21 protein-coding genes and 5 pseudogenes are annotated in these 24,205 nt (G+C 56.8%); 15 read left to right on the top strand and 11 right to left on the bottom strand.

The genetic code is table 11. The features are described from left to right. Nucleotides 1-69: 69 nt before the first annotated feature. The 12 genes and pseudogenes from AC13QE_RS26775 to AC13QE_RS26720 all read left to right on the top strand — a co-directional run. Nucleotides 70-282, top strand: a pseudogene (locus AC13QE_RS26775) (IS5/IS1182 family transposase); the annotation flags it as partial. Between the two features lie 438 nt (nt 283-720). Next, on the top strand, nt 721-1,692 hold the full coding sequence (locus AC13QE_RS26770) for a flavin reductase (protein ID WP_488485990.1): 972 nt from the start codon (nt 721-723) through the stop codon (nt 1,690-1,692). A gap of 13 nt (nt 1,693-1,705) precedes the next feature. After that, the gene (locus AC13QE_RS26765) at nt 1,706-3,217 is read left to right on the top strand and encodes an aldehyde dehydrogenase (protein WP_488485989.1); all 1,512 of its coding nucleotides are present in this window, start codon (nt 1,706-1,708) and stop codon (nt 3,215-3,217) included. A 30-nt stretch (nt 3,218-3,247) separates the two neighbouring features. Continuing rightward, on the top strand, nt 3,248-4,324 hold the full coding sequence (locus AC13QE_RS26760) for an LLM class flavin-dependent oxidoreductase (RefSeq protein WP_488485988.1): 1,077 nt from the start codon (nt 3,248-3,250) through the stop codon (nt 4,322-4,324). A 2-nt stretch (nt 4,325-4,326) separates the two neighbouring features. Beyond that, nucleotides 4,327-5,139, top strand: coding sequence for an alpha/beta fold hydrolase (locus tag AC13QE_RS26755; RefSeq protein ID WP_488485987.1), 813 nt, complete (start codon nt 4,327-4,329; stop codon nt 5,137-5,139). Further along, the gene (locus AC13QE_RS26750) at nt 5,132-5,521 is read left to right on the top strand and encodes a carboxymuconolactone decarboxylase family protein (RefSeq protein ID WP_488485986.1); all 390 of its coding nucleotides are present in this window, start codon (nt 5,132-5,134) and stop codon (nt 5,519-5,521) included. Before AC13QE_RS26755 ends, AC13QE_RS26750 begins: the two co-directional genes overlap by 8 nt. Beyond that, nucleotides 5,518-5,832, top strand: a complete 315-nt coding sequence (locus AC13QE_RS26745) for an NIPSNAP family protein (protein ID WP_488485985.1) — start codon at nt 5,518-5,520, stop codon at nt 5,830-5,832. Before AC13QE_RS26750 ends, AC13QE_RS26745 begins: the two co-directional genes overlap by 4 nt. 64 nt (nt 5,833-5,896) lie before the next feature. Continuing rightward, a complete protein-coding gene (locus AC13QE_RS26740; RefSeq protein ID WP_488485984.1) occupies nt 5,897-6,505 on the top strand; it encodes an amino acid synthesis family protein in 609 nt (202 codons plus the stop codon). A gap of 69 nt (nt 6,506-6,574) precedes the next feature. Further along, on the top strand, nt 6,575-7,501 hold the full coding sequence (locus AC13QE_RS26735; RefSeq protein WP_488485983.1) for a 2-hydroxyacid dehydrogenase: 927 nt from the start codon (nt 6,575-6,577) through the stop codon (nt 7,499-7,501). A gap of 17 nt (nt 7,502-7,518) precedes the next feature. Continuing rightward, entirely contained in the window at nt 7,519-8,976 is a 1,458-nt protein-coding gene (locus AC13QE_RS26730) for an NAD-dependent succinate-semialdehyde dehydrogenase (RefSeq protein WP_488485982.1), read from the top strand. A 39-nt stretch (nt 8,977-9,015) separates the two neighbouring features. Further along, nucleotides 9,016-10,296, top strand: coding sequence for a 4-aminobutyrate--2-oxoglutarate transaminase (gene gabT, locus AC13QE_RS26725; RefSeq protein ID WP_488485981.1), 1,281 nt, complete (start codon nt 9,016-9,018; stop codon nt 10,294-10,296). Between the two features lie 39 nt (nt 10,297-10,335). Next, nucleotides 10,336-11,187 (top strand): annotated as a pseudogene (locus tag AC13QE_RS26720) (isocitrate/isopropylmalate family dehydrogenase); the annotation flags it as partial. 191 nt (nt 11,188-11,378) lie between these two features. Here the strand turns inward: AC13QE_RS26720 and proX are convergent. From proX to AC13QE_RS26705, 3 genes are all read right to left on the bottom strand, one after another. Beyond that, a complete protein-coding gene (gene proX, locus AC13QE_RS26715) occupies nt 11,379-12,416 on the bottom strand; it encodes a glycine betaine/L-proline ABC transporter substrate-binding protein ProX (RefSeq protein WP_488485980.1) in 1,038 nt (345 codons plus the stop codon). Between the two features lie 142 nt (nt 12,417-12,558). Beyond that, nucleotides 12,559-13,482, bottom strand: coding sequence for an ABC transporter permease (locus tag AC13QE_RS26710; protein ID WP_488485979.1), 924 nt, complete (start codon nt 13,480-13,482; stop codon nt 12,559-12,561). Then, nucleotides 13,475-14,680 carry a quaternary amine ABC transporter ATP-binding protein gene (locus tag AC13QE_RS26705; protein ID WP_488485978.1) on the bottom strand — a complete coding sequence of 402 codons (1,206 nt, stop codon included), beginning with the start codon at nt 14,678-14,680 and terminating at the stop codon, nt 13,475-13,477. Before AC13QE_RS26705 ends, AC13QE_RS26710 begins: the two co-directional genes overlap by 8 nt. A gap of 360 nt (nt 14,681-15,040) precedes the next feature. Between AC13QE_RS26705 and AC13QE_RS26700 the strand changes: the two are divergent. Both AC13QE_RS26700 and AC13QE_RS26695 read left to right on the top strand, forming a co-directional pair. Further along, a pseudogene (locus AC13QE_RS26700) lies at nt 15,041-16,181 on the top strand (IS3 family transposase). Between the two features lie 58 nt (nt 16,182-16,239). Then, nucleotides 16,240-16,377: pseudogene (locus tag AC13QE_RS26695) on the top strand (IS6 family transposase); the annotation flags it as partial. Nucleotides 16,378-16,478: 101 nt separating this feature from the next. Here AC13QE_RS26695 and AC13QE_RS26690 read toward each other — a convergent pair. After that, nucleotides 16,479-17,141 carry a helix-turn-helix transcriptional regulator gene (locus AC13QE_RS26690; protein WP_488485977.1) on the bottom strand — a complete coding sequence of 221 codons (663 nt, stop codon included), beginning with the start codon at nt 17,139-17,141 and terminating at the stop codon, nt 16,479-16,481. A 310-nt stretch (nt 17,142-17,451) separates the two neighbouring features. Between AC13QE_RS26690 and AC13QE_RS26685 the strand changes: the two are divergent. Then, nucleotides 17,452-18,220, top strand: a pseudogene (locus AC13QE_RS26685) (IS6 family transposase). 170 nt (nt 18,221-18,390) lie between these two features. On the opposite strand, the gene AC13QE_RS26680 reads toward AC13QE_RS26685, so the two are convergent. The 7 genes from AC13QE_RS26680 to AC13QE_RS26650 all read right to left on the bottom strand — a co-directional run bounded on the left by AC13QE_RS26680 (nt 18,391) and on the right by AC13QE_RS26650 (nt 24,194). Beyond that, entirely contained in the window at nt 18,391-18,879 is a 489-nt protein-coding gene (locus tag AC13QE_RS26680) for a hypothetical protein (RefSeq protein WP_488485976.1), read from the bottom strand. Nucleotides 18,880-18,893: 14 nt separating this feature from the next. After that, nucleotides 18,894-19,409, bottom strand: a complete 516-nt coding sequence (locus AC13QE_RS26675) for a hypothetical protein (protein ID WP_488485975.1) — start codon at nt 19,407-19,409, stop codon at nt 18,894-18,896. Between the two features lie 168 nt (nt 19,410-19,577). Continuing rightward, complete coding sequence (locus tag AC13QE_RS26670; protein ID WP_488486016.1) at nt 19,578-19,802, bottom strand: hypothetical protein; 225 nt, start codon at nt 19,800-19,802, stop codon at nt 19,578-19,580. A gap of 152 nt (nt 19,803-19,954) precedes the next feature. Next, entirely contained in the window at nt 19,955-21,112 is a 1,158-nt protein-coding gene (locus tag AC13QE_RS26665; RefSeq protein WP_488485974.1) for a GAD-like domain-containing protein, read from the bottom strand. 204 nt (nt 21,113-21,316) lie between these two features. After that, entirely contained in the window at nt 21,317-22,003 is a 687-nt protein-coding gene (locus AC13QE_RS26660; RefSeq protein WP_488485973.1) for a GAD-like domain-containing protein, read from the bottom strand. A gap of 395 nt (nt 22,004-22,398) precedes the next feature. Continuing rightward, nucleotides 22,399-22,857, bottom strand: coding sequence for a hypothetical protein (locus AC13QE_RS26655; protein WP_488485972.1), 459 nt, complete (start codon nt 22,855-22,857; stop codon nt 22,399-22,401). Between the two features lie 467 nt (nt 22,858-23,324). Next, nucleotides 23,325-24,194: a pentapeptide repeat-containing protein gene (locus tag AC13QE_RS26650; protein WP_488485971.1), complete on the bottom strand. Its 870-nt coding sequence runs from the start codon at nt 24,192-24,194 to the stop codon at nt 23,325-23,327. Between the last annotated feature and the right edge of the window lie 11 nt (nt 24,195-24,205).

Genomic DNA, 24,205 nt, shown 5'->3' with positions numbered 1-24,205 from the left:
CGGATCGAATTTCAACACTTTCCGCCTATGTAGCTGCATCTGATTGATCCAGCATGCCACACAAACCAGCACACCGCCGGCGTTGCGGTGGTCATTCCGCCACGCGCCAATACGGTGGAACGACCAGACACCAATCTCTCCTGTCAACGAGACCGCCATATCGCTGCGATCAACGCCGATCGGCGGAGGAAATGGCAGGCCGCTACCGACTACGGCAAGCGATCCCTAGTCGAGACCGCGATCGGTCGTTATAAGTCGATGATCGGACACCGACTGAAAGCAATGCTCTTATTGCGCGACATCGATTCATTGTTCGATCGCAACGATTTTGGCCATTCTTCTCTGCAAGGGGAACAAACCAGTCGGGAGAGATGAAGCTATGGGTCGGGTGATTCCAATGAATTTGAGCCTCATAGCTAATGATACCCTCTCATTCGAATGAATAGACAGACGATCCTTCCTCCGCCATTTTGAGACCGTCGCGAGCTAAGGCACCAGCTCTTTCAACGCCTACGCCGCTGCAGTTTGACAGGGCTCAAACGTCGTCTCTCTTCCGGTCATCGCACATCCGCAGACAGGCGTTAGCCAGACCCTCAAAGACGCCCGAAGTTCCATCGAAACGCAGTAAAAGCTTGGCCTGACTTTACTAGGCGGCAATGGAAGATGGCGCAGAAACTAGCATCTACGTTGGATGGCAGAACGAAAGGAAATCGTCTCGCCATGCCCGAGATCCACCCAGCCATCGATCCGATCGCACTCCGAAAGGCATTTGGAACATTCGTCACCGGCGTGACGATTGTCACCACCTATGACGCCAATGGCAACCCGCGTGGCATGACAGCAAATTCGTTCACATCGGTTTCGCTCGATCCGCCATTGCTCCTGATCTGTGTCGGAAAATCGGCATCAAGCTATGAGGCCTTCAGCCAGACGGAAAGTTTCGCCGTCAACTTCCTGCATGAAGGACAGGTAGATGTTTCCGGGACCTTCGCGTCTAAAACCGCCAACAAATTTGGCTTTGTACGCCATCACCGGGTACATACAGGCGCGCCGATCCTGGCCGACAGCCTTTCATGGTTCGACTGCACCGTCTTCAATCGCGTCGAGGCCGGCGATCACGTCATCCTGATCGGTGAAGTCCGCGCCTTCGGAACGAGCCCGCGGGCCCCTCTCGGGTTCTGTCGTGGTCGCTACGCCAGCGTGAAGGATCCGCTGCCGGAAGGTTGGCTGGAAGCGCAAGGCATGGTCATCGGTTATCTGGTCGAGGCTAACGAATCCGTGCTCCTGCGGGCGGATGGCAGGGGCGGCTGGGTATTGCCCGTCGGGCGCAAGCGCAAGGCGGATACAGAACTGAAGCTCAGCGAGGACAGCGCGCTTTCGCTGCATCCCGATGCAACCTTCCTTTATTCGGTTTACGACGTGGCGGACACCGACCCGGGCCATCTGATCTACCGTGCCGAGCTGTCTAGCCATACGTCTGTTCCGGACCTTCCGGAAGGCTATCGCTTCTTCCCGGTCGATGAGATCCCCTACGACCTAATCCCGACACGGGAGTTGCAGTCGGTCCTGCGCCGCTACACGCGCGAAAGGCAGGATCGATCTTTCGGTATCTACATGGACTCAGGCGACGGCGGCCGGTTCGCGACCATCGAAGGTCAGGCGCGGCCCTGGTCCAACGCAATCATCAAGTAAATTGGAGACGGGAATGCAAACGACTGCCGAAGCTATTAAGGGTAAGCGTCTTGGCCTGTTCATCGACGGTCGTTTCGTCGAACCTCGAAGCGCGAAATTCGTCGACAGCTTCGATCCGACGACCGGCGATGCATGGTACCAGTTTGCCGAGGGCGGCGCTGATGATGTCGACATTGCTGTCGCCTCTGCCCGGCGCGCCTTCCGTGATCCATCCTGGCGGCGCATGACGCAGACCGCCCGCGGCAAGCTGGTCCGCCGACTGGCCGATCTCGTGCTGGAACATGCCGAAGACCTTGCTCTGCTCGAGACCCGCGACAACGGCAAGCTGATCAAGGAAATGCGCGCCCAGATGCGGGCGATTCCCGACTCCTACCTCTATTTCGCCGGCATGGCCGACAAGCTGCAGGGCGACACGATCCCCGTCAACAAGCTCGACCAGTTGAACTTCAACATGCGCGAACCACTCGGCGTCATCGGCATGGTGACCCCATGGAATTCGCCGCTGATGCTCTTGACCGGCACGCTTGCGCCCTGCCTTGCGATCGGCAACACGGTAGTGATCAAGCCTTCCGAACACGCGACTGCCTCGACGCTGGCGCTTGCCGAACTGATCGTCGAAGCCGGTTTCCCGGCCGGTGTCGTCAATGTCGTCACCGGCGGTGGTGCAGTGACCGGCGAGGCTCTTACCCGGCATAACGGCATTTCCAAATTCGTTTTCACCGGCAGCACCGCGACCGGCCGGCGGATTGCCACCAATGCAGCGGCCAATCTGGTGCCGTGCCAGATGGAATTGGGCGGCAAGTCCCCGCATGTGGTGTTCTCGGACGTCGATATCGAAAAAACCGTCAATGGCGTTGTCTCGGGCGTATTCGCTGCAGCCGGACAGACCTGCGTCGCAGGATCTCGGTGCTTCGTCGAAGCCAATATCTACGACCGGTTCGTCGAGGCCCTGGTGGAGCGCACCCGCAGCATTAAGCTCGGCAACCCGATGGATGACACAACCGATATCGGTCCGCTTGCGCTGGAAAGCCAATTGCCGAAACTCGAGGGTTACGTTGCCTCCGGCGTTCGGGAAGGTGCCAGCATCGCGATTGGCGGCAAACGTCCGCAATCGGAGGAACTGTCCAAAGGCTGGTATTTCGAGCCGACCGTGATGGCCGACGCCACCAACGACATGAGCTTCATGCGCGACGAACTTTTTGGTCCGATGGTCGGCGTTATGCCGTTCTCCTCCGAGGAGGAGATGATCTCGCTCGCCAACGACACGAACTATGGCCTGGCATCGGGCATCTGGACGCAGAACATCGACCGCGCCATGCGGTTCGCCAACCAGATCGATGCGGGCACCGTGTGGATCAATACCTACCGGTCGGCCGCCTACATGTCCGCCAATGGCGGTTTCAAGGAAAGCGGCTACGGGCGCCGTGGCGGCTTTGACGTGATGCGCGAATTCTCCCGGGCCAAGAATGTCGTCATCGACTACTCGGGCGCCATGCAGGATCCATTCGTGATCCGTCTTCGCTAACTCATTCATTTCAAAATTCGGGAGACACGCGTGAAATTTGCAGTCGCCATTAGCATGGAGCGCGGATCGCCTGATGCCTCGATGCACACCGTCAAGAACAACATGCTCGAGATCGCCAGAATGGCCGACGAAGGCGGTTTCGAGACGTTGTGGACCTCCGAGCACCACACGATCGAAGCGACGATCGCGCCGAACCCGTTCCAGACGCTGGTTTGGCTCGGCCAGCATACGGACCGCATCCGGCTCGGTACCGGTACGCTCGCCGCCGCCTACTGGAACCCGATCCGGCTTGCCGGCGAATCCGCTTTCTGCGACCACTTGATCGGCGGACGCCTGGAATTCGGCATCGCCCGCGGGGCCTATCAATACGAGTTCGACCGCATGCTGCCGGGCACCCAGCAGCAGGAGGGCGTCGGATACATGAAGGAACTCGTGCCAGCGGTCAAAAAGCTCTGGCAGGGCGATTATGCCCATGACGGGCATTACTGGAAATTCCCGAAAACCGCCGCCGTGCCAAAGCCCCTGCAGAAACAGCTGCCGCCGATCTGGGTTGCGGCCCGTGATCCGGGCACGTTCGACTGGGCGGTCAGCATTGGCGCCAACATCCTGTCGACGCCACTCTCTTCACCTGCGGCGGAAATCTATGCGCTGGCGGAAAAGTTCCGCAAGGCCGTCTCGGATCATCCAGAAGTACCGCGCCCGCGCTTCATGATGCAGCGGCGGACATCAGTCTATGCAAAGGCGGAGGACTGGGAAATTCCGGTCCGTCACAGCATCGACTACGGCCGCACCTTCGAAAACCTGATGCAGAACATCGGCACCGTGAAAGACGGCTTCCCGGAGGCGGTACCCTACGAACTCGTCCGCAACAAGGACAATTACAATCCCGAGAGTATCCGCAAGAACCTGATGTTCGGCACGCCCGACGAGGTTATCGAAAAGCTGATGGACTACGAGGCTGTCGGCGTTGACCAGTATTGCCTCGGCCTGTCCTTCAATCAGCCCTTCGAGCTGCAGCGCCAGACCCTTCGCCTCTTCATCGACGAGGTCATACCGGTCTTCGCCGCTCGCGAAAAGGACATGAAGCGCAGGGCATCGGTGGGCTGATCATGGACTCGGCTGGAACTCTCAAGGTGGACGAGGTGGAACTCGCTTACCGGCTCGATGGCCAAGGCGGCAGGCCGCTGGTCTGCATTCACGGCGTCGGCTCCTACAAGGAGGCCTGGGAAGGGGTCGTCGATCGGCTGAAGGACGATTTCACCGTCTTGACCTTTGATCTGCGCGGCCACGGCGCATCGTCTCGAATCAAGGGCCGCTACGCGATCGAGGATTTCGTACGGGAGGTGATCGCGCTTGCCGACCACGTGGGGTTCAAAACCTTCTCGCTCGCCGGCTTTTCTCTTGGTGGCCTGATCGCTCAGAAACTGACGCTGATCCATCCAGAGCGTGTTGACCACCTCATCCTGCTGTCGACCGTTGCCGGCCGCACACAGGAAGAGAAGTACCGTGTGGCAGGCAGACTTGCGGCGTTGATGGCCGGCGAGCCCGGTTCTCACTATGACGCTTCACTCTCGCGCTGGCTCACGGAAGAGTTTCAGAAGAACAATCCAGACAAGATCGCTTACCTGCGTGAGCGGAACGCCGAAAACGATCCGGATTGTTATGCGGCAGCCTATCGGGTGCTGGCGGAAACCGACCTAGGTGATGAGCTTTCGCGAATTGGCACGCCGACACTGGTCGCCACCGGCGAAGATGACAGCGGCTCCAATCCGCGCATGGCCGGCTTTATACATGCCAAGATCGCGAATTCGGAACTCAGGATCCTCCCGGGCCTGCGCCATTCAATTCTGACGGAAGCGCCCGAACTCGTCGCGTCTATCATGCGTGATTTTCTGGAGAAAATGAGGGAGGCTCATGGATAAGTCTCTGAAGCAGGCTGGCGAAATGATTCGTCGCAAGGTCCTTGGCGACAGCTACGTCGATCGCTCGCTCAACAACGCGGATGATTTCTCGCGGCCGTTCCAGGACATTCTCAACGAATATTGCTGGGGCATGGCCTGGACCGATGATGCTCTCGACCTGAAGCAGCGCAGCCTGCTCAATCTTGGCATGCTGGCGGCGCTCGGACGTATGCATGAATTCCGCATCCATTTCCGCGGCGCCCTGCGCAACGGCCTGACCGAAACAGAGCTGCGCGCCGCACTGACCGAGATTGCCGTCTATTGCGGCGTTCCGGCCGGTGTCGAAGCCTTTCGCGCCGCCCAGGAAGTGCGCGCGGAAATGCAGAAGGAAGCGCAAGCATGATCGTCGAAGAGCGCATCTACCGCATTCGCGGCGGCAAGATGCAGGAGTATCTGAAACTTGTCCGCGAGGAAGGTATTGCCATTCAGGCGCCGATCCTTGGCAACCTAATTGGTTATTTCGTCACCGAGATCGGCCCGCTCAGCCAAGTGATCCACATGTGGGGTTATGCGAGCCTCGACGACCGCGCCGAGCGCCGTGGCAAGCTGGCGGAAGATCCGCGCTGGCAGGCTTTCATCCCGCAGCTCGCGGCTCTCATCGAAAGCTCGGAAAACCGCATCCTGCTGCCGACCGATTTTTCGCCGCTACGCTGAACCAGAGCGCGCAAGCACCACAACGACCTTGCACGCCATGCCATGCCCAACATCTAACAAAGGAATGATCGAGATGATCGAGCTCAACGTCCGCAAATACGCCACGTTCGTAGAAGAAACACTGATTGAGGGTGGCAAAGCCGCCGACCGGCCGATCCGCTCGGTCGTCGTCGCCGCCGTGCTGCGCAATCCTTGGGCCGGCCAAGGCTGGGTCGAGAACCTGCGCCCGGAAATCCTCTCGCTTGCCCCTCCGCTCGGCCGCGAACTGACCACCCGCCTCACCGCGCTGATGCCCGCCGATCAGGTGGAAGCCTATGGCAAGGCCGCCGTCGTCGGCGTCAATGGCGAGATCGAGCATGCGTCCGGCCTGATCCATACGCTGCGTTTCGGCAACATGTTCCGCGAGGCGGTGAATGGCACGGCCTATCTGAGCTTCACCAATATCCGCACCGCGCCGGGCGCACTCGTTTCGCTGCCGATGATCCACAAGAGCGAGACGGGCAAGCGCTCGCATTTCCTCACCGCGACCTTCCAGATGGTCGACGCCCCCGCTCCCGACGAAATCCTCGTCGCGATCGGCGCTAGCGACGGTTCGCGCGCGCATCCGCGCATTTCGGACCGTTTCCAGGACATGGAAGAAATGGCGAAGGAAGCCGCTGCTAAGGCATCCTGATCTCCACAACCGTCCGTTCGACATGCCGGCCGACCCAGAAAAGGCGCCGGGACAGCCTAAAGGCCACCGATGACCCTATTGTATCATGCAGATACCGAGCGCGGCGCCGAATGGGCTGCGTTGTTCGCCGAAAGGGCACCGGACATCCCGTTCGAGTATCGTCCGGATGCAATTTCACCGGAGGCTGTGCGTTTCCTCGCCGTCTGGCATCCGCCGGCGGGCATGTTGCAGCGCTACAGCAATCTCGAGGTCCTCTTCTCCCTCGGTGCAGGCGTCGATCAGTTCGATCTCACCAGCATTCCGCACGGATTACCGCTGGTGCGCATGGTCGAGCCCGGCATTGCACAAGGGATGGCGGAATATGTCTCGCTTTCCGTCATGCTGCTGCACCGGCATTTCCTGGATTATGTCGGTCAGCAACGGGCTGAGGTCTGGAAGCTGAAGCGGTTTCATCCAACCTCCCGGCTGCGGGTGGGCTTCCTCGGCGCGGGTGTGCTTGCTCAGGCGGCTATCGCCATGCTGCGGCCGTTCGGTTTTGCTCTCAGCGCCTGGAGCCGCAGTGAAAAGGCGATCGAAGGCGTCGCCTGTTATCACGGGGAAGACGGGCTGAACGCCTTCCTGCCGCAATGCGACATCCTCGTCTGCCTTTTCCCGCTGACCCCGGAGACGCGCGGCATCCTGAACGGCGCGCTGTTTTCGAAGCTTCCGAAGGGTGCTGCCCTTATCAACTGCGGACGCGGCCAGCACCTTGCGCAGAACGACCTTCTTGACGCGCTGGCAACAGGGCAACTCTCGCGAGCGATCCTCGATGTCACTGATCCTGAACCGTTGGCGCCGGGGCATCCGTTCTGGAGCCACGAGAAGATCTTCCTGACGCCGCATACCGCCAGCATGACCCAGCCGGACACGGCGGTCGATGCCGTCATCGACAACATCCGCCGTCACCGCGCGGGCAAAACGATGGTCGGCCTCGTCGACCGCAACTCCCTTTACTGAACATTTCAAGGACGACCATGACCAGGCACGGTTTGAAAGACCCTTCACTGTTTATCGAGAAAGCCTATGTGGGCGGAGAATGGCGGGATGCTGCTTCAGGCAACACGCTCGATGTCGACAACCCTTCGAACGGCGAGATCATCGGCACCATTCCGGCCTGCGGCGCGGCGGAGGCGAACGCTGCGATCACAGCAGCCGATATCGCATTCAAGAGCTACCGCAAGACCACCGCGGAACAGCGCGCCGCCTTGCTGGAACGCTGGTACCACCTCGTCATCGAAAATGTCGACGACCTCGCCCGGATTATGACGCTCGAACAGGGCAAACCACTGGCAGAGGCTGCTGGTGAGGTGCGTTACGGCGCAAGCTTCATCAAGTGGTTTGCGGAAGAGGCGCGGCGCGTCAACGGCTATACGATTCCCTCCCCCTCGCAGGACCGCCGTATCGTCGTGCTGAAAGAGCCGGTCGGGGTTAGCGCTGCGATCACGCCGTGGAATTTCCCGATCGCCATGATCACACGCAAATGTGCTCCGGCGCTTGCCGTTGGTTGCCCGATCATCGTCAAGCCGTCAGAGCTGACACCCTATTCCGCGCTGGCCCTTGCGCTGTTGGCCGAACGCGCAGGCTTCCCGCCCGGCACGCTCAGCGTCATCACCGGACTGCCGCAGGAGATCGGTGCTGCGCTCACCGGCAGCGAGACAGTGCGCAAGCTCTCCTTCACAGGCTCGACGCGCGTCGGCGCGCTGCTGATGGAACAGTGTGCCGGCACGATCAAGCGCCTCAGTCTTGAACTCGGCGGCAATGCGCCCTTCATCGTGTTCGACGATGCCGATATCGATCTGGCGGTTGCCGGCGTCATGGCCAGCAAATTCCGCAACGCCGGCCAGACTTGCGTCTGCGCTAACCGCGTACTCGTGCAGAAGGGCATTTACGAACGTTTCGCCGCCCGCCTGCTAGAAGAGGTCGCGAAGCTCAGTGTCGGCGACGGCTTGACCAGCGGCAGCAATCTCGGTCCGCTGATTAACAACGCCGCTGTCGAAAAGGTTCATGCGCATACAGCCGATGCGTTGGCCAAAGGCGCCAGCCTTCTGACTCGCCCCGTATCCGACGACCCTGGACGTTTCGTCACCCCGATCGTGATCAGCAACGTGACGGTCGACATGCGGGTCGCCAACGAGGAGACGTTCGGCCCGCTAGTTCCGCTTTTCCGCTTCGATGCAGACGAAGAAGCAATCGAGATTGCCAACGGAACACCGTTCGGCCTCGCCTCCTATTTCTACACGCAGGATCTCAAACGCTCCTGGCGTGTCGCCGAAGCCCTCGAATTCGGCATGGTGGGGCTCAATACCGGCAGCGTCTCCATGGAAATCGCGCCCTTCGGGGGCATCAAGCAATCCGGCCTCGGCCGCGAGGGCGCGCAGGTCGGCATCGACGAATATCTGGAAACCAAGAGCTTCCACATTTCCGGCCTTTGATTTTTTCGAAACATCCCAATCCTGAATGGAGCGCCTCTCATGGCTGAAACCGCGTCGAAAACCGCCTCCCTCCTCTCCCGCCGACAGGACAACATCCCGCGAGGCATCGTCACCGCCCATCCGGTAGTCGCCGCGAAGGCCAAGGGCAGCGAACTCTGGGACGTCGAAGGCCGCCGTTATCTCGATTTCGTTGGCGGAATCGGCGTGCTGAACATCGGCCACAACCACCCGCGTGTCGTCGAGGCCGTGAAGGCGCAGCTCGACAATGTCACGCACGCCTGCTTCCAAGTGGTGGGCTATGAACCCTATATCGCCCTGTCGGAAAAGCTGAACGGCCTCGTCGGTGATGGTTACAAGAGCGTGTTCTTCACGACCGGCGCAGAAGCTGTCGAGAACGCGGTGAAGATCGCTCGCGGTTACACTAACCGGCCGGCTGTCATCGCCTTTCGCGGCGGTTTCCACGGCCGCACGCTACTTGGCATCACGCTGACTGGCATGAGCCAGCCCTATAAGCAGAATTTCGGTCCCTTCGCTCCGGAGGTCTTCCATATTCCCTATCCGAACGCCTATCACGGCGTGACGACGGAAGATGCACTGGCGGCCCTTGAGGAAGTCTTCGCCACCGAAGCGATGCCGGAACGCGTTGCCGCTATCATCATCGAACCGGTACAGGGCGACGGCGGTTTCCTGGCCGCGCCCGTCGAGTTCATGCAGGCCTTGCGCGAGATCACCAAAAAACACGGCATTGTGCTGATCGCTGACGAGATCCAGACCGGGTTCGGCCGCACCGGGAAGATGTTTGGTTTCCAGCATTCCGGCATCCAGCCGGATCTGGTGACGGTGGCGAAAAGCCTCGCCGGAGGCTTCCCGCTTTCAGGCGTTGTCGGCAAGGCCGAGATCATCGATGCGCCCTTGCCCGGCGGTCTCGGCGGCACCTATGGCGGCAACGCGATTTCCTGTGCCGCGGCGTTGGCCGTACTTGAGGCGTTCGAACAGGACAATCTTCTGGAGAATGGCCGGCAACGTGCCGAGGAGCTGAAGGCCGGTCTGGAATCGCTACAGCAGAAATATGACTTCGTCGGCGAGGTGCGCGGCCTCGGCTTCATGCTGGCAATGGAAATCGTCAAGGACCGCAAGAGCAAGGCACCGGACGCAGATCACACCCAGCGCATTCTCGACGCGGCTTGCATGGCGGGGCTTCTGGTCATCAAATGCGGCGTACATCGCAACGTCGTTCGTTTCCTTGCGCCACTGGTGACCACCAGCGAGCAGATCCAGGAAGCGCTGGCGATCGTCGACGAGGCACTTGCCACGGCCTGACGGCCGCCGATACGATCACGGCGATACGGAAACATTCGCATAAAATCTTACAGCATCGCCGTGATACCGGGAGATGGCATCGGCACCAAAGTGGTCGACGCTGCCTGGATCGTCCTGCGGAAGGCTGCCTCGAAGCACGGCTTCGCACTGGATGCCGAGCGCTTCGAGTGGTCCTACGACTATTATCTCAAAACCGGACGGATGATGCCTGAGGACGGGATCGAGACGTTGCGGAAGTTCGACTCCATCCTGCTCGGTGCCGCCGGCTGGCCGGCAAAAGTGCCGGATGAAGTCTCACTGCACGGTCTGCTCCTGCCGATCCGCAAGGCTTTCGATCTCTATATCAACATGCGGCCGCACAAGCTGCCGCCCGGAACGACAGGCCTGCTTCGGGCGGAGAACTTCGACATTCTCTGCATCCGGGAAAACACGGAGGTCGAATATAGCGGTGCCGGCGGCCGTGTACGTCGCGGCACGGCCAACGAGGTCGCTGTGGAAACCTCGATTTTCACACGCCACGGGGTGGAACGTATCCTGAGAGCCGGTTTCGAATATGCGATTTAGCGCAGCAAGCGCCTCGCCTCGGTGACGAAGTCGAATGCGCAGAAACATTCGATGGTGTCCTGGGACGAGATCACCGAACGGCTTGCCACCGAATATCCCGCCGTCAAGGTCAACCGCTACCATATTGACGCTATCGCGGCGCGGTTCGTGATGCAGCCGGAAAGCTTCGATGTCGTCATTGCGTCAAATCTGTTTGGAGACATCCTGACAGATCTGGGTGCTGCCATCCAGGGCGGGCTTGGTTTTGCGGCCTCCGCCAACATAAATCCGGCGGGCGGCGGGCCTTCGATGTTCGAACCCGCGCATGATTCTGCACGGGATATCGCCGGCCGTCTGCCCGCGGATACGACTACCAAGCCGTATCCAGCGACGGGCGTAGCGTCATCTATTCCTGCCGCCGTCAACTGATCAAACTGGAAACGCCACGTCTCGCGCTCCACTTTGGAGAGCTCAGGAAAACGGTGGAGATGCCTTCGCACCTCCACCATCCTGTCGAGAATGTCGGGGTCGATATGCAATCAATGCGCGGATTTTGCCGCGGCGACCCAACCGTCGAGGAGAGCCTTGTTCTCCCTCAGCCACGCATCGGAAAGACCGCGTATCGTTGCATCGCTGCCGCCCTTCTGACTAATCGCTTGTTCCCAGGTGGACCAGGTAGCAAGCGGGAAGGAGGCGTGTTCGACAAGCGATTTCACGGCTGGATTATCCTTCAAGAAGTCCTTGTTGCCGACCGCCGTCCAGTTCCAGGCAGCCATGGCCATACGGCAGGGGTTGGCGCCCGCGGCGCAACCGTCGACATTCGGAACCGCATTGGTGCCGTTGCTCGGTACGCTCGGCGGCAGAGCGTCGAAAGGCGTGGGCAGCCAGACTACTTCCTTGCCCGGCTGCAAAGCCTTGTTCATCCAGGACGGGCTCCAGGCATAGAAGAATACCGGCTCGCCACGCTTCACGCGGGCAACGGCTTCCACCATCAATGCCTCGTACTTGCCGCGAACAGACTTGACGTTGTCCTTCAGGCCGAACTTGTCCAGCTGGTATTCGACGACGTCGCCGCAGCTCCACCCCGGGTCGCAGTTGATGAGATCAGCCTTGCCGTCAGTACCAAAAAGCGCCGCGATCTTCGGATCCTTCATCTGGTCGAGCGTCTTGATGTTGTAGGCGTCGGCCGTCTTCTTGTCGATCAGATAGCCGTTGATGCCGCCGCCCTCGATCATGCCCTTGCCGATCATGTCCGCCTTGTCGGCCACCTTACGGAAGCCCGGCTCGCGCTGCGGAAAGTTGATGTCGGTCGCAAGATCAAGGTCGCCTTGGGCCGCCGCCTGGAAGAACAGCGTCGTGTTGACCGTGCTGAGCTTGACTTTGTAGCCGAGTGCTTCGAAGCCCTTCGTCATGATCTTGGCGACCACATAGTTAGCGCCGAGACTGTCGGATTGGGCATAGCGGATGGTCTTGCCGTTGCCGGGAAGTTCGTCGGCCGAAGCGGACGACAGAACCGGCACATATGCCGCCGCCAGCGTCGATGCCAGCAGAGCGATTGATCTGATGTTAAGTCTCATGGTTCCCTCTATTTGTTTTGGATTGATGTCTCGGGGGCGCTTTTCGCCTTGTCCTCCGGATTTCAGGCAGACAGTTGGGATGCGAGGTTCTCGCAGGCACCTGGATTTCATGAATGGCGCCTCCCTTTCCGTGCGGCGAGGCTCAAGCGGGCTCGCCAACAGGCTTCGACCGGGATCTTACAAGCGCCGCGCAAACGGCAGTCCAAAGCGAACGCTTAGCCTTCGACGTTGCCGGCAGTGCGAGCTTCTGGGTTATCCGGTCGAGGATCATCGCAAGAAGAATGATCGCGATACCGCCAACTGCCGCACGGCCAACATCAAGACGGCCGAGCCCCTGCAGAACTACAAGGCCTAGCCCTTCCGCACCGATCATCGCCACCACGACCGACATGACCATGGCTGTCAGAACCGTCTGGTTGAGGCCGCCGAGGATCGTCGGGATCGCGAGCGGAAACTGGATCTCCCAGAGCAGTTGACGGCGATCCGCGCCGAAGGCAAGGCCGGCCTCGACCATTTCGGTCTCGACCATGCGGATGCCAAGATTGGTGAAGCGGATAAGCGGCGGGGCCGCGGCAATCACCACCGCGACTTCGCCGGGCACCGTGCCTACGCCAAAGAGCATGACCACCGGCACGAGATAGACGAAGGTCGGCGTGGTCTGCATGATATCAAGAACCGGTCGCACCACCTGCCAGACACTGTTGTTGAGCGCGCACCAGACGCCGATCGGAAGGCCGATGACCGTCGATATCACGATTGCTGTGCTGATCAGCGACAGCGTCGTCATGGACTCGTCCCAGACGCCAAGCGAGGCGATGATGACGAAGGCGATTGCGGTGAAGAGCGCGATGCCCAAAGAAGCAAGGCGGTAGGCTGTCAGGAAGGCCAGAATTAGGAAGACCGGAAATGGGACGGCATGCAGGACATGGTCATTGAACGTCAGCAGGTTTTCGATCGGCCATTTGATGGCGAGAAACAACGGACGCAGGTTGAGTGCAAGCCACTGGACGCCATCGGCAATCCACACATCGACCGGGAATACGGCAAGATCGTTGGCATCAAACATTGGGAACACCATGCGCCGAAGCGACCGTAGAGGAAGATGAGGCGATGCAGGCGAGGATATGTCCGGTCTGAAGGAGGCCAACGAACCGGTCGTCCTCGTCCACAACGGCCATGGGCTGTTGAGGCCGGTTTATCCGTGCCGCGTCGATCAGTTTGGTATTCTCCCGGACCTTAACGAAATCGCTCGACATTAAGCCTTCGAAGGCTGAACCTGCATCGAACTTCGAAAGTGCCACCTCGTCCAGCAGGCCAACGACCCGACCGGAAGGATCGAGTGCAAAGCCGGTCCTTTTGGTTTCGCTCGTTGTCTGCCCGACAATCTGGATTTCGCCAGACCTGCCGATGGCCTCGCATCGCTGCATGACGGCGCGGACCTCGAAAACCCGCGACCGGTCGACGTCCCGGGTGAAGGCGCTCACATATTCATTGCCAGGATCAGCGACGATTGCCTGCGGCGTACCTTCGCGGACCACGGCGCCGTCCTTCATGATCGCGATTCGGGTACCGAGTTTCAGAGCCTCCTGGAAATCGTGGGTGATGAAGACGATGGTCTTGTTGAGAGTCCGCTGCAGACGCAGCAGCTCGTCCTGCATTTCGGAGCGGATCAGCGGATCGAGCGCGCTGAACGCTTCGTCCATAATCAGCAAGTCGGCATCCGTTGCCAACGCACGAGCGAGGCCGACACGCTGGCGCATGCCGCCGGAAAGCTCGTGCGGATAATGTTTTCCCCACTTGGCAAGGCCGACGATCGAAAGGATCTCTTCTGCCCGCTTGCGGCGCTGCTGCAGCGGCACGCCACGCATCTTCAGGCCGAATTCGGCATTTTCGACCACGGTCTTGTTCGGCAACAAGGCGAAATGCTGGAATACCATGGAGACGCGGCGGCGGCGAATTTCGCGCAGCTCGGCCGGCTTCAGCGGTACGATATCACGACCGTCAAGCAGGATCTTGCCCGCAGTCGGCTCGTTAAGGCGATTGATGCAGCGCGCCAGCGTGGACTTTCCGGAGCCGGACAGGCCCATGATCATGTACATCGCCCCGGCCGGCACCGTCAGGGATACGTCGTTCAGCCCAACAACGGCCATCGTCTCGGCCAGAACCTGCTCTTTTCCGGCACCGGCCTTCAGGAGATCCATGGCCTTTTCGGGCCGGTCAGAGAAAACCTTGTAGAGGTTTTCTATCCTTAATCGTTCGTTCAATGGTGGCTCCCACTTTGTTCCCGATCGTTAGGATGATCCTCACCCCCGAATTTTTGTTCATTATGGTTTAACATTAAGGCATCGCAGCAGCCGATCCGTCTTCCAACGGTCAGGAGGAAATTCCCTCCCCACCTCCCTATGAAAGATGGTATGCCACGCCACCCGAATGCCGGCTGTTTTGATGGCGTCGTGAGCTCTTCGCCTTACAGGACGCGTTCGATCGCCCCCACCTCGTGCGTACGATCTTGTCCACCCCTCCCCCGTCAGGCACAGCGGCGGTGACGTGCCACCGTTAAAATAGGCCACTTAGAACTGGAATTTTCCACTTATGATCCCCGCGGGGAAGAAGAGGAGAATTCGATGAAGGCCTCGAAGTTTTCGGAAGCACAGATCGCGTTGGTATTGAAGCAGGCAGAGGACGGTACGCCGATCGGTGAGATCTGCCGCAAGGCCGGAATTTCGGACGCGACCTTCTACAATTGGCGCAAGAGGATTGGCGCAAGAAGTATGTCGGCCTGATGCCGTCATAGATGAAGCGGCTGCGGCAGCTCGAGAAGGAGAACGCGAAGCTGAAGCGGATTGGTGCCGACTTGTCGCTGGACAAGGCGATGCTTCAGGACGTGCTGTCAAAAAAGCTCTGAAGCCTGCCCGCAAGCGCAAGCTTGTCGACACGGTCAAGGCAGACTGGAAGGTCTCGATCCGGCGTGCATGTTCGGTGTTGAAGGTCGAGCGGGCGCTTTATGTCTACAAGTCCAGGCGCGGCGAGCAGGCCGAACTGAAGTTGAAGATCAAAGACATCTGCCAGACACGGGTGGCTACGGCTATAGGCGCGTGCATGTCCTGATCAAGCGTGAGGGCTGGCTCGTCAACCCGAAGCGAATCTATCGCCTTTACAAGGAGATGGACCTGCAACTCCGCAACAAGGTTCCCAAGCGTCGGATCAAGGCGAAGCTGCGAGCCGACCGGACGGAGCCGACCCATTCCAATCACGTCTGGGCGATAGATTTCGTTCATGACCAGTTGGCCACCGGGCGAAAGATCCGGGTGCTGACGGTGGTCGATACCTTCTCGCGCTTCTCGCCAGCAGTCGATGCACGCTTCAGCCATCGAGGCGAAGACGTGGTGCAGACCCTTGAGCGGGTGTGCCGGCAAGTCGGTTATCCGGCGTCCATTCGTGTCGATAATGGCAGCGAATTCATCTCCCGAGACCTTGATCTATGGGCTTATCACAAGGGTGTCGTTTCATAAGGGTGTCGTTCTCGACTTCTCACGGCTAGGAAAGCCGACAGACAACCGCTACAATGGCAAGTTTCGCGCCGAGTGCCTGAACGCTCATTGGTTCATGTCCCCACGCTATTGCGTCGCAATGGCGGATGACGACGCGCGCTCGAAGATGGAGGATTGGCGTAGATACTACAATGAGGAAAGACCTCATGGTGTGATCGGCAACAAGGTGCCGATTTCGCTCATGAACGGCTCATCGGCACCCCCGCCGAGCTGAGCCTTAACCCCGAAAAATTCCAGCTCCCGCTGGCCCAAAATCGGGGTGCACTTCAAGTCAGGCATCCATCTTCAATCTGAGCGGCGACATCTGTGGAGAAGCTCGCATCGTTGAACGCGCTTTCGGTATCGGACCGAGCGCCTTGACGGAAGCCGTCGCCCTGCTCGCATCAAATCTCGAAGGTCAGGCCGCGTAACGGCAAAGAAAATAGGACCTCTCCGACCAACCGGAATTCTTGCAACAGAGCCGGTCGCTCGCGTTTTCATTGATGGAAGGGAGCCGCGTTCAGCCGCGCTGCTACGTCATCTGCAGATTTTTCAGGACTGCGACAAGCTGGCTCTGTTGTCTCGCGCCCGTCTTGCGGAATATCCGCTCAAGATGGGTCCGCGCCGTGCTGAATTGAATCCCCGCGTCGTTCGCTATGTCTTTGAGCGACCGGCCCGCCATGAGAGCGACGGCTATGCCCGCCTCCCTTAGGGTCAGATCGAATATCCTCTGCAGGTCGCCGACAAAGCCTTCCGGTAGGTCCGGCGTGATTTTGCGCAGGATCACCATAGCGCAGGGGGTTATAGAGAACGCCGCAAAATGTCCGATGCCGGCCGGGGCAATCGAAACCGAGAGCATAGGCGCGCCATTGACGCCCGTTGTACCGAAAATGATGTTGCCACCCACGGTCAAGCGATCCCGCGCGGCGCAAGCCGCCGCAATCAATTGCTGCAATCGTGCGTTTTTCAAAGAGTTGGACGCGACAAGGCGACCTCTTCTCAGCGCTAACCCGCTTTCTGAGCTGGTCAGGATTTGCTCGGCCGTCCCGTTCGGGCTGATGACCCGCTGTGACCTGTCGATTGCGAGGACTCCGACCGACATATATTGCAGGATCGAGGAGAGCAGGTTGGCCTGCCCGATAGATAGGCTGAGCTCTATGGCACGGCGCAGATGCGGCGTGATTACCTTGAGCATTTCCGCGTCAGAAGCTGTAAATTCCTCCTTGTTGCGACCACGCTCGACACCGAGGAACCACGACGATGTCTACCAGTCACTACCAACCTCTATTCTAATTATACTAATTTCTTAAATCTAGTATAGCAAACGCTGTCGAGATGCCTGCTCCAAAACCGGTGGGTGGCTCATTTTTCGCCATTGCTGCTTGAACGGTTCAACCATCGAAAACGGCTGGTCAGCGGCAAGTGGCATATGGATGAAACCAGCTCTGTTGCAAAAGCCTCGCTAATGGTGGATTGAGCGCAGACAATTTGCAGCGAGATTTTTGATGAGCGATTTCAAGTGGCGCCATTTTCAGGGTGAGATTATCCTTTGGGCAGTCCGCTGGTACTGCCGCTACGGTGTCAGTTACCGCGATCTTGAACAGATGATGGGCGAGCGGGGCGTGCCCCGTGGATCATTCCACGATTTACCGCTGGGTTCAGAAATATGCACCGGAGATGGAAAAGCGGCTGCGCTGGCACTGGCGTCGACCGCAGTCAACAAGCTGGCGCGTCGACGAAACCTATGTGAAGGTTCGCGGGCAATGGACGTACTTATAGCGAGCCGTCGACAAATTCGGCAACACGATCGATTTCTATCTGTCGCCAACCCCGAACGCCAAAGCAGCGAAGCGCTTTCTTGGCAAAGCCGTAAATGGTTTGAAGGATTGGGAAATGCCGGCTGTCATCAACACCGACAAGGCCCCGACCTACGGCATCGCGATTTCAGCACTGAAGGCCGAAGGCAAATGCGCGGAAGAGCTGGTGCATCGGCAGATCAAATACCTGAACAATGTCGCAGAGGCCGATCACGGCAAACTGAAACAGTTGATCAAACCGGTGAGAGGATACAAAACGCTGAAAACGGCCTATGCGACAATCAAAGGTTTTGAGGTCATGCGCGCCTTGCGCAAGGGTCAGGCATCCATCTTCAATCTGAGCGGCGACATCTGTGGAGAAGCTCGCATCGTTGAACGCGCTTTCGGTATCGGACCGAGCGCCTTGACGGAAGCCGTCGCCCTACTCGCTTCAAATCTCGAAGGTCAGGCCGCGTAACGGCAGAGAAAACAGGACCTCTCCAACCAACCGGAATTCTTGCAACAGAGCCCCCGTGGAACGCCTCAAGAAGATCGCTGACCCCGTGAGCGATGGCCTATCTTCTCGTTAAATCGCAAGCCTGCCGAATTCGTCTCAGATTTACAGTGGAAATTTATAGCTCGGCAGACCTAATATATAACAAACTTTCCCTGAGGAAAGGCGCCAGAGAAGCCACACGGAAAGTGTCCATGAAAATAATAGAACGAAACAGAGGAAAAAAATGCGGGGTCCACAAGATCGGAATATTCAGCTTCCATGCACAAGTGAAATATATCCCACCTGATACATTTCAAAAATGTCTCAGGGAGCTTATTTGATATTGAAATATTTTCCGCCTTATCCCTGACAAGAGCATCCGAAAGAGGCTTTACCACTTTTAAAATACTATTCCATTGATTTAGTCTCTCTTTACTCTTCTCTCTAATCCGTTCCCGCATTTGATTAGCGGCCTCTAAAGTAAGATTTTCCCACTCAGTTGCTGAGCAGGATTTTATAGCGTCGGCCCATGAATTCACATACTCTGCGTGATTCTGGTCTTTCTTTCCTACATTTGCAAACCAGTCGACAGAATCCAGCTTATCCAACGTCGCAATCGTACGAGAATTGGGCTCAGTCAAAGTTTTCTCCCAAATTACTTAGATTGGTTTATGCGCCCTGGTATCCTAGGCACTAGGTCATCCGCGTTCAAGCCGTAAGCTGCTCGGTTCCGCGCTGCTAAGCCAGCTAGGTTATCAACTTCGGCGGGCGAGTATCCGCCGGCTTTCAAAGCTTGGCGCAAAGCGTTATCATATTCGCCCACCGTCGGAATTGCTCCTTCCAGCGTTCCGCCTGCACGATATTGATCCCAAAAGCCTTCCAAAGATTTATGGAATTCATAATGTGGTGAGCCTATGTCTTTAAACGCATTTCCTTTCATTGCATTTGCAATGCCCTCATCGCTCGGAATCACATCGCGAAAAGCCGTGTCTTGATTCATATGATTTGCTTGCTCACCTGTCCCTTTCAATTTCTTACGCATTTCTTTATATGAGCCGGCTTGCGTGCTTCTAGCTCCCTGCTCGCCACTGACCTTAGCCGTACTCTCGGCAGCTTCCTCCGCTTCCTTAGCTATGGTTCCCGCTTCTGTCCTCGCCACATCATCGGACATGGCTCCGGCAGTTCGGACCGCGGTTTGGCTCGTCTGCTTTGTATTCTACCTGCCCTGCAACGCCCCCAAGGACCATCTGACTACCACCGGCAATCGTCTTTGCAGTCTGCACTTGTCCCGGCGTTCCCCGCCCAAAGCCGAAACGATAGCAGCGGCTGCCAACGACAATCATCCAATCGGGCGTATTGCTGTATATTGCCCCCTTTCTAGTTTCATCAAATGGAAGGTGCCCAACCGGGCGAGGATGGCGAAATGCTCAAGCGCCTTTACACGCCTCACGTTGTCGAGCCGACGCATAGGACTATCTAGACCAACTGTCGCAACCGCCGGAAAGTAACCGTAGCATTCGCCGCGTTCCAACGAGCCGTAAGATGATACACAGCGGTCGAACATGGGATTGCCCTGAGCGTCGAATTCTTCACAATCTCGTCGATCTGAGACGAGTAGTGACCGAGCTAGGATGTTTGGATCCGAACTGCGTTCCCGCTTTTCAAAGCCTGAAGGCAGAATGAATTGGGTTGGTGCAAGCTTGCTGGATGTCAATCTCATATCAATAAGATCGATCTCGAAATGGTCACGTCGCTCGGACCAACAGATGAGCCGACCAAACGCAGAATGCGCGACGACGAAGCAATCCTTATGACTAAATCCGAATCCGCACCGAAAACCAAAGCAAGGATGGGCGAGAATTCTGCTGGATCACAATATTGTACCTTTCGATCGAAATAGTCACCCAGCCCGTACGCGCGCAAAAATTCCAGAAAGGTGCTCGGCAGACATTTGGAAAGACGAGCATCCTGCTCAGCTGTCAGTGGAACGCATCTCTGTGGCGGCCCAATTTCGTCGATCGTGTTTGCAAAAAAGAATCTAGCATTTACCATCCATGCTATCGTTATTTTTCGCCACATATTTTTAGTTCGACACTCATTAGGCGTCCCGCTTCCCCCCAAATCCACAATACGCAAACCGCGGTCGCACGTCAGGTTAAGTTGCTCATCGCACCGCTCGCTTCGCGAGGACTTGCGAAAAGGCAATCGCGGCCCTATTGGGCGCACGACCACGGACTGGCCATATCCCTGAACGTCGATAAGATTGTATTCCATAGTCTGCGCGACGATAGCAAAATGCTCGGACGCCTTTAGGCGCTTGAGGTGGGCGATATCTGAAACTCTTCCGAGAGCCAAAGCAGGCACGAATCCGTAACATTCTCCAGTTTCAAGAAATCCGAGCTTCTTAGAAGCTCGCTTGAATAGTGGTTTGCCGACTCCGTCCTCAAAATCCAGCGCCTGATCCGATAACCAGAACGGGACTGAAACCGCATTGGCAGCCGTCGCTCCTGCAGGCTGCCCCTTCACAAAATTCTTCTGCGTCAAACGGCCTTCATAAACACTGATATTGCCGTATCCATAATCTTTCATCCAAAAGAAAATAACTCCAAAAGCGGAATAAGCAAAAGCATGGCAATTATCGTGTGAAAAATCCCGGTCAGCGCCGAAAATAAGTGCAAGAACTTCCCTCATATCATCAGGATGACACGATTGAATAAGCCCTTCACGCAATACCGACCGACCAATAGTGAAACAAAAATCGGCAATTTCACCTGGAATGACTTTTTGAAGCGCTAAATGCTCCTGTTCCGTAAAAGAGACGGATAAAGCCGGCTTACCATATTTGCGCGCTATCTCTTCGCAAAGTTTATTCATTTCAATAATATATTATCCGAGTGTAATCCAAAGATATAGCTTGGGCCAATCGGCCGCTCCGATCCCGCGCCAGCGGTAACTCGCGGAATCCAGTCTTCAAAGGATTGAAGGCCCGCTCAGGTTGGCCCAGTCCACATCCTTAGCCTACCACACCATGAAGCGACCTCAGGAAACGAAAGAGCGGAAATATGTCTTCGACCTTAGCTAACCGATGGGACGTACCGCCTGCAGGCCGCCTGAAACGGGCTTCATAAGATAGAATTGCCGCAACTGCGCAAGGAAAGTGAAGTGCTCGAGTGCCTTAATTCGCTTGATGTGCTTTAAGTCTTGCGCTGGGCCGAAAGCACCGGCAATCGCCAAAGCAGGGAAGAAACCATAGCACTCGTTCGCTTCATTCGCACCGTAAGCGCGTTGACATGCGGCAAACATGGGATTGCCGTTAGCGTCCAAAAAATCTGCCTCTTCTTCATCTGGAAACATGCCCGACGCAAGATGCTCTGCGCTTGCTTGGGGCGGCCAGTTTTCTGGCGTTGTAAGAGCTCGGCAGTAAATAACACTTAACGGTAATTCTATCCGAAAATTGTAGAGCTTATCCGACCAACAATAAAGAACGCCGAAGGCAGTGTAGCCGAACACATGGCAGCTCCTGTGATGGAAATCGTTGTCTGCACCGAACACTAACGCGGTGACAGCCCTCATCTCATCTGGGCTGCACATGGTAAATAGACCATTGTGAAAGGAGCAAAACCCCTTCTCCTCAATGAAATCGACAATCGTCTGCGGTAGCATTCGACGCAACTCCGAAAGCTCTGGTTTAGACGCAAATCGGATTTGCTTTACTGGGCCGTATTCTTCCAACGCGTATTGCAAATTTTCATGAATTGCTGGCATGACCCGCCTACGTCTATTCAATTCGACATGCGCATTTGCAATATCCCGATCATTGCGACCTGTGCGTTCCGCGTCCTTTCTTTAAGAGGAGACTTGCCGCGTCTTGCACTGACGGCCTCCAAGTGAGAACTCACGTTCAGTGCTCGAGTCAGCAGTTCCTTAGGGTCCGCTGACAAAGTGCGGCTGCCAGTGCGATCCCTAGCGTTATGGTGACACTCAGCATATACGATCTCAAGCAACACGGCCTCTGTCAGAATGAACGATTCCGACGAAAAATTGTGCTCCGCCGTTGAGGTGCACTAGATACCGGACAACCTCTCGCTCCTCTATCGCAAAGAAGCATATACCTTGGAAATCGACGGGGCGACATCATGGAATGCTTCCACACCACTCGATCAATTGTCTTCCATTGCGATGGAAGTCCAATTGTCAAAAAGATCCCAGAAATCCATATCTGTCATGGGTTCGTCATCGTCAACCCAGAGAAGCAATCCCTCCGGATCATCAACAACGGTGCTGTGAAGGCTGATATAGCCCTGTCCCTTTCCGCCGCTGTTGAATATGTGAAAATAATCCTTTGATTTGACGGTCTCGAATAACTTCGAAGACGGCTCCGTCCAATACTCGTTACCGTCCTTACCTATCGGACGGATTTCTCCTTCCGGCAGCAAGCCACCCATAGAAGGGAAGCCGCAGAAGCCGTCGAGCGCTTTGTAGAAAGTCCCAACGCTTCCGCCGAACATGGATTTACCCGTCGGAGCAAATCCCCTGTAGGATAAAACCTGATCGTCCGCCTGCCGGTCGGTAACGAGCGCCACATCGCCTCGTACTTTGACGAGATAGGCATCGGTCATTCTCTCCAGAAGAAGACTGCTCGTTTCTGGCATATGAATGAAGACCTGGCGCACAAGCGCCCTAAAGGCCTCCAATCTCCGGCTTTGATCCGCAGTCGCAATGTCCACCCAAAGGGGCGTCAGCGAGCGGCCGAATCTGCCGCATCGAGAATCACGTGGTAGTCACTCCCCCAAAATCGGGTGAGATAGATGCTGTTTATCTAAGAACCTATGTGTGGCCCGGCCGTTCAACAATTTTTGGCCTAGCGCAGCGATCGTTATGACGCCTTAATACAGTCTACGCGTACGACTTCGTAGGGTATAACCGGTTCCGCAAGGCTAGATTGCGCATCCCGCCCCGCATCTTATTCGCCATCATAACAGCACCAGAACCTCGCGTTTTAGTATATGATCACTTGGACGCTATATCTACATCATACAATAAAACGCTGGTAAGTTGCCCGGACCATTAATAACGCACCGAGAATTCACTCTCGCCATATGGGGTCGCTCAACATCTGGGCAAGCAGTGCCTGTCCTTTCGGCTTTAGCAATTCCCGGAAATCGTCTTCATTGAGAATTCCGAAATTGGACCCAGATGTGTACTCGGTGGTGAAAATTCCTGCCAACGGCACGTCTCCGATATTTGAATCTGCTTTGATAGCGCGATCAAGTTCAGCAACGAACTCCTTAAACCGCTTGATTACATGATTCTTAGGGTTTTCGGGTGCAAGGATGTGCGAAACCTGAGTATGGGGAAAGATGCAATAACTCAGCGTCGCTTTGCTAAAGTCGGCGCCATTTATACTGGTTGGCCTTTGGGTATAGTCTCGTCCAAACACGACGTCGTCTAGTTTCCCCGTAAACGTTGAGTTTGATATTGTAGCTTGCCGAAACTCAACACGATCTAATCGGCAATTCAAAAAAGCGCTTTTCTCGAACTTCGAATAATCGACAGCGCGGCCCTGCATATTGCATTTCTCAAATATGACGTTTTCGAAAGTATTTGCGTTCGAAGGATCATCGGCGCCGAGCGAAAAGCTCTTCATATCGCATGAAATAAACCTGCTATCCTTATAAAAACTTCCCCAATTGCGAACAGCCAGAAGACAATTTTCAAAGGTGCAATCTCGCAAACGTACATCGGAAAATGCGAGGCCGGATATAGAGCAGTTCTTAAAATTGATACCAACCCATGAAGTATTCTTAATATGAACATTGAAAGGAGCGATTACTTCCGCATATTTTTTCTTACTCCGAAGCCGTGGGTCGGAGGAAAATTCGATATCGGAAAAGGTAGCACCTTGGCCCGAAGCAACGGCTGCTTCAATTTCAGATAGAATTCTTTGCTGCGTCAACTTTCTGCTCC

This window comes from Martinezella sp. CNPSo 3957, from assembly GCF_057784395.1.
Note: the sequence above shows the minus strand (reverse complement) of the source record. Positions and strands in the feature narration are given on the sequence as shown.

What these genes read in the sequence shown, in the direction of transcription:
- AC13QE_RS26770 (WP_488485990.1), top strand. Translation starts at nt 721, where the DNA reads ATGCCCGAGATCCACCCAGCCATCGATCCGATCGCACTCCGAAAGGCA.
- AC13QE_RS26765 (WP_488485989.1), top strand. Translation starts at nt 1,706, where the DNA reads ATGCAAACGACTGCCGAAGCTATTAAGGGTAAGCGTCTTGGCCTGTTC.
- AC13QE_RS26755 (WP_488485987.1), top strand. Translation starts at nt 4,327, where the DNA reads ATGGACTCGGCTGGAACTCTCAAGGTGGACGAGGTGGAACTCGCTTAC.
- AC13QE_RS26750 (WP_488485986.1), top strand. Translation starts at nt 5,132, where the DNA reads ATGGATAAGTCTCTGAAGCAGGCTGGCGAAATGATTCGTCGCAAGGTC.
- AC13QE_RS26745 (WP_488485985.1), top strand. Translation starts at nt 5,518, where the DNA reads ATGATCGTCGAAGAGCGCATCTACCGCATTCGCGGCGGCAAGATGCAG.
- AC13QE_RS26740 (WP_488485984.1), top strand. Translation starts at nt 5,897, where the DNA reads ATGATCGAGATGATCGAGCTCAACGTCCGCAAATACGCCACGTTCGTA.
- AC13QE_RS26735 (WP_488485983.1), top strand. Translation starts at nt 6,575, where the DNA reads ATGACCCTATTGTATCATGCAGATACCGAGCGCGGCGCCGAATGGGCT.
- AC13QE_RS26730 (WP_488485982.1), top strand. Translation starts at nt 7,519, where the DNA reads ATGACCAGGCACGGTTTGAAAGACCCTTCACTGTTTATCGAGAAAGCC.
- gabT (WP_488485981.1), top strand. Translation starts at nt 9,016, where the DNA reads ATGGCTGAAACCGCGTCGAAAACCGCCTCCCTCCTCTCCCGCCGACAG.
- proX (WP_488485980.1), bottom strand. Translation starts at nt 12,416, where the DNA reads ATGAGACTTAACATCAGATCAATCGCTCTGCTGGCATCGACGCTGGCG.
- AC13QE_RS26710 (WP_488485979.1), bottom strand. Translation starts at nt 13,482, where the DNA reads ATGTTTGATGCCAACGATCTTGCCGTATTCCCGGTCGATGTGTGGATT.
- AC13QE_RS26690 (WP_488485977.1), bottom strand. Translation starts at nt 17,141, where the DNA reads ATGCTCAAGGTAATCACGCCGCATCTGCGCCGTGCCATAGAGCTCAGC.
- AC13QE_RS26675 (WP_488485975.1), bottom strand. Translation starts at nt 19,409, where the DNA reads ATGTCCGATGATGTGGCGAGGACAGAAGCGGGAACCATAGCTAAGGAA.
- AC13QE_RS26670 (WP_488486016.1), bottom strand. Translation starts at nt 19,802, where the DNA reads ATGTTCGACCGCTGTGTATCATCTTACGGCTCGTTGGAACGCGGCGAA.
- AC13QE_RS26665 (WP_488485974.1), bottom strand. Translation starts at nt 21,112, where the DNA reads ATGAATAAACTTTGCGAAGAGATAGCGCGCAAATATGGTAAGCCGGCT.
- AC13QE_RS26660 (WP_488485973.1), bottom strand. Translation starts at nt 22,003, where the DNA reads ATGCCAGCAATTCATGAAAATTTGCAATACGCGTTGGAAGAATACGGC.
- AC13QE_RS26655 (WP_488485972.1), bottom strand. Translation starts at nt 22,857, where the DNA reads ATGACCGATGCCTATCTCGTCAAAGTACGAGGCGATGTGGCGCTCGTT.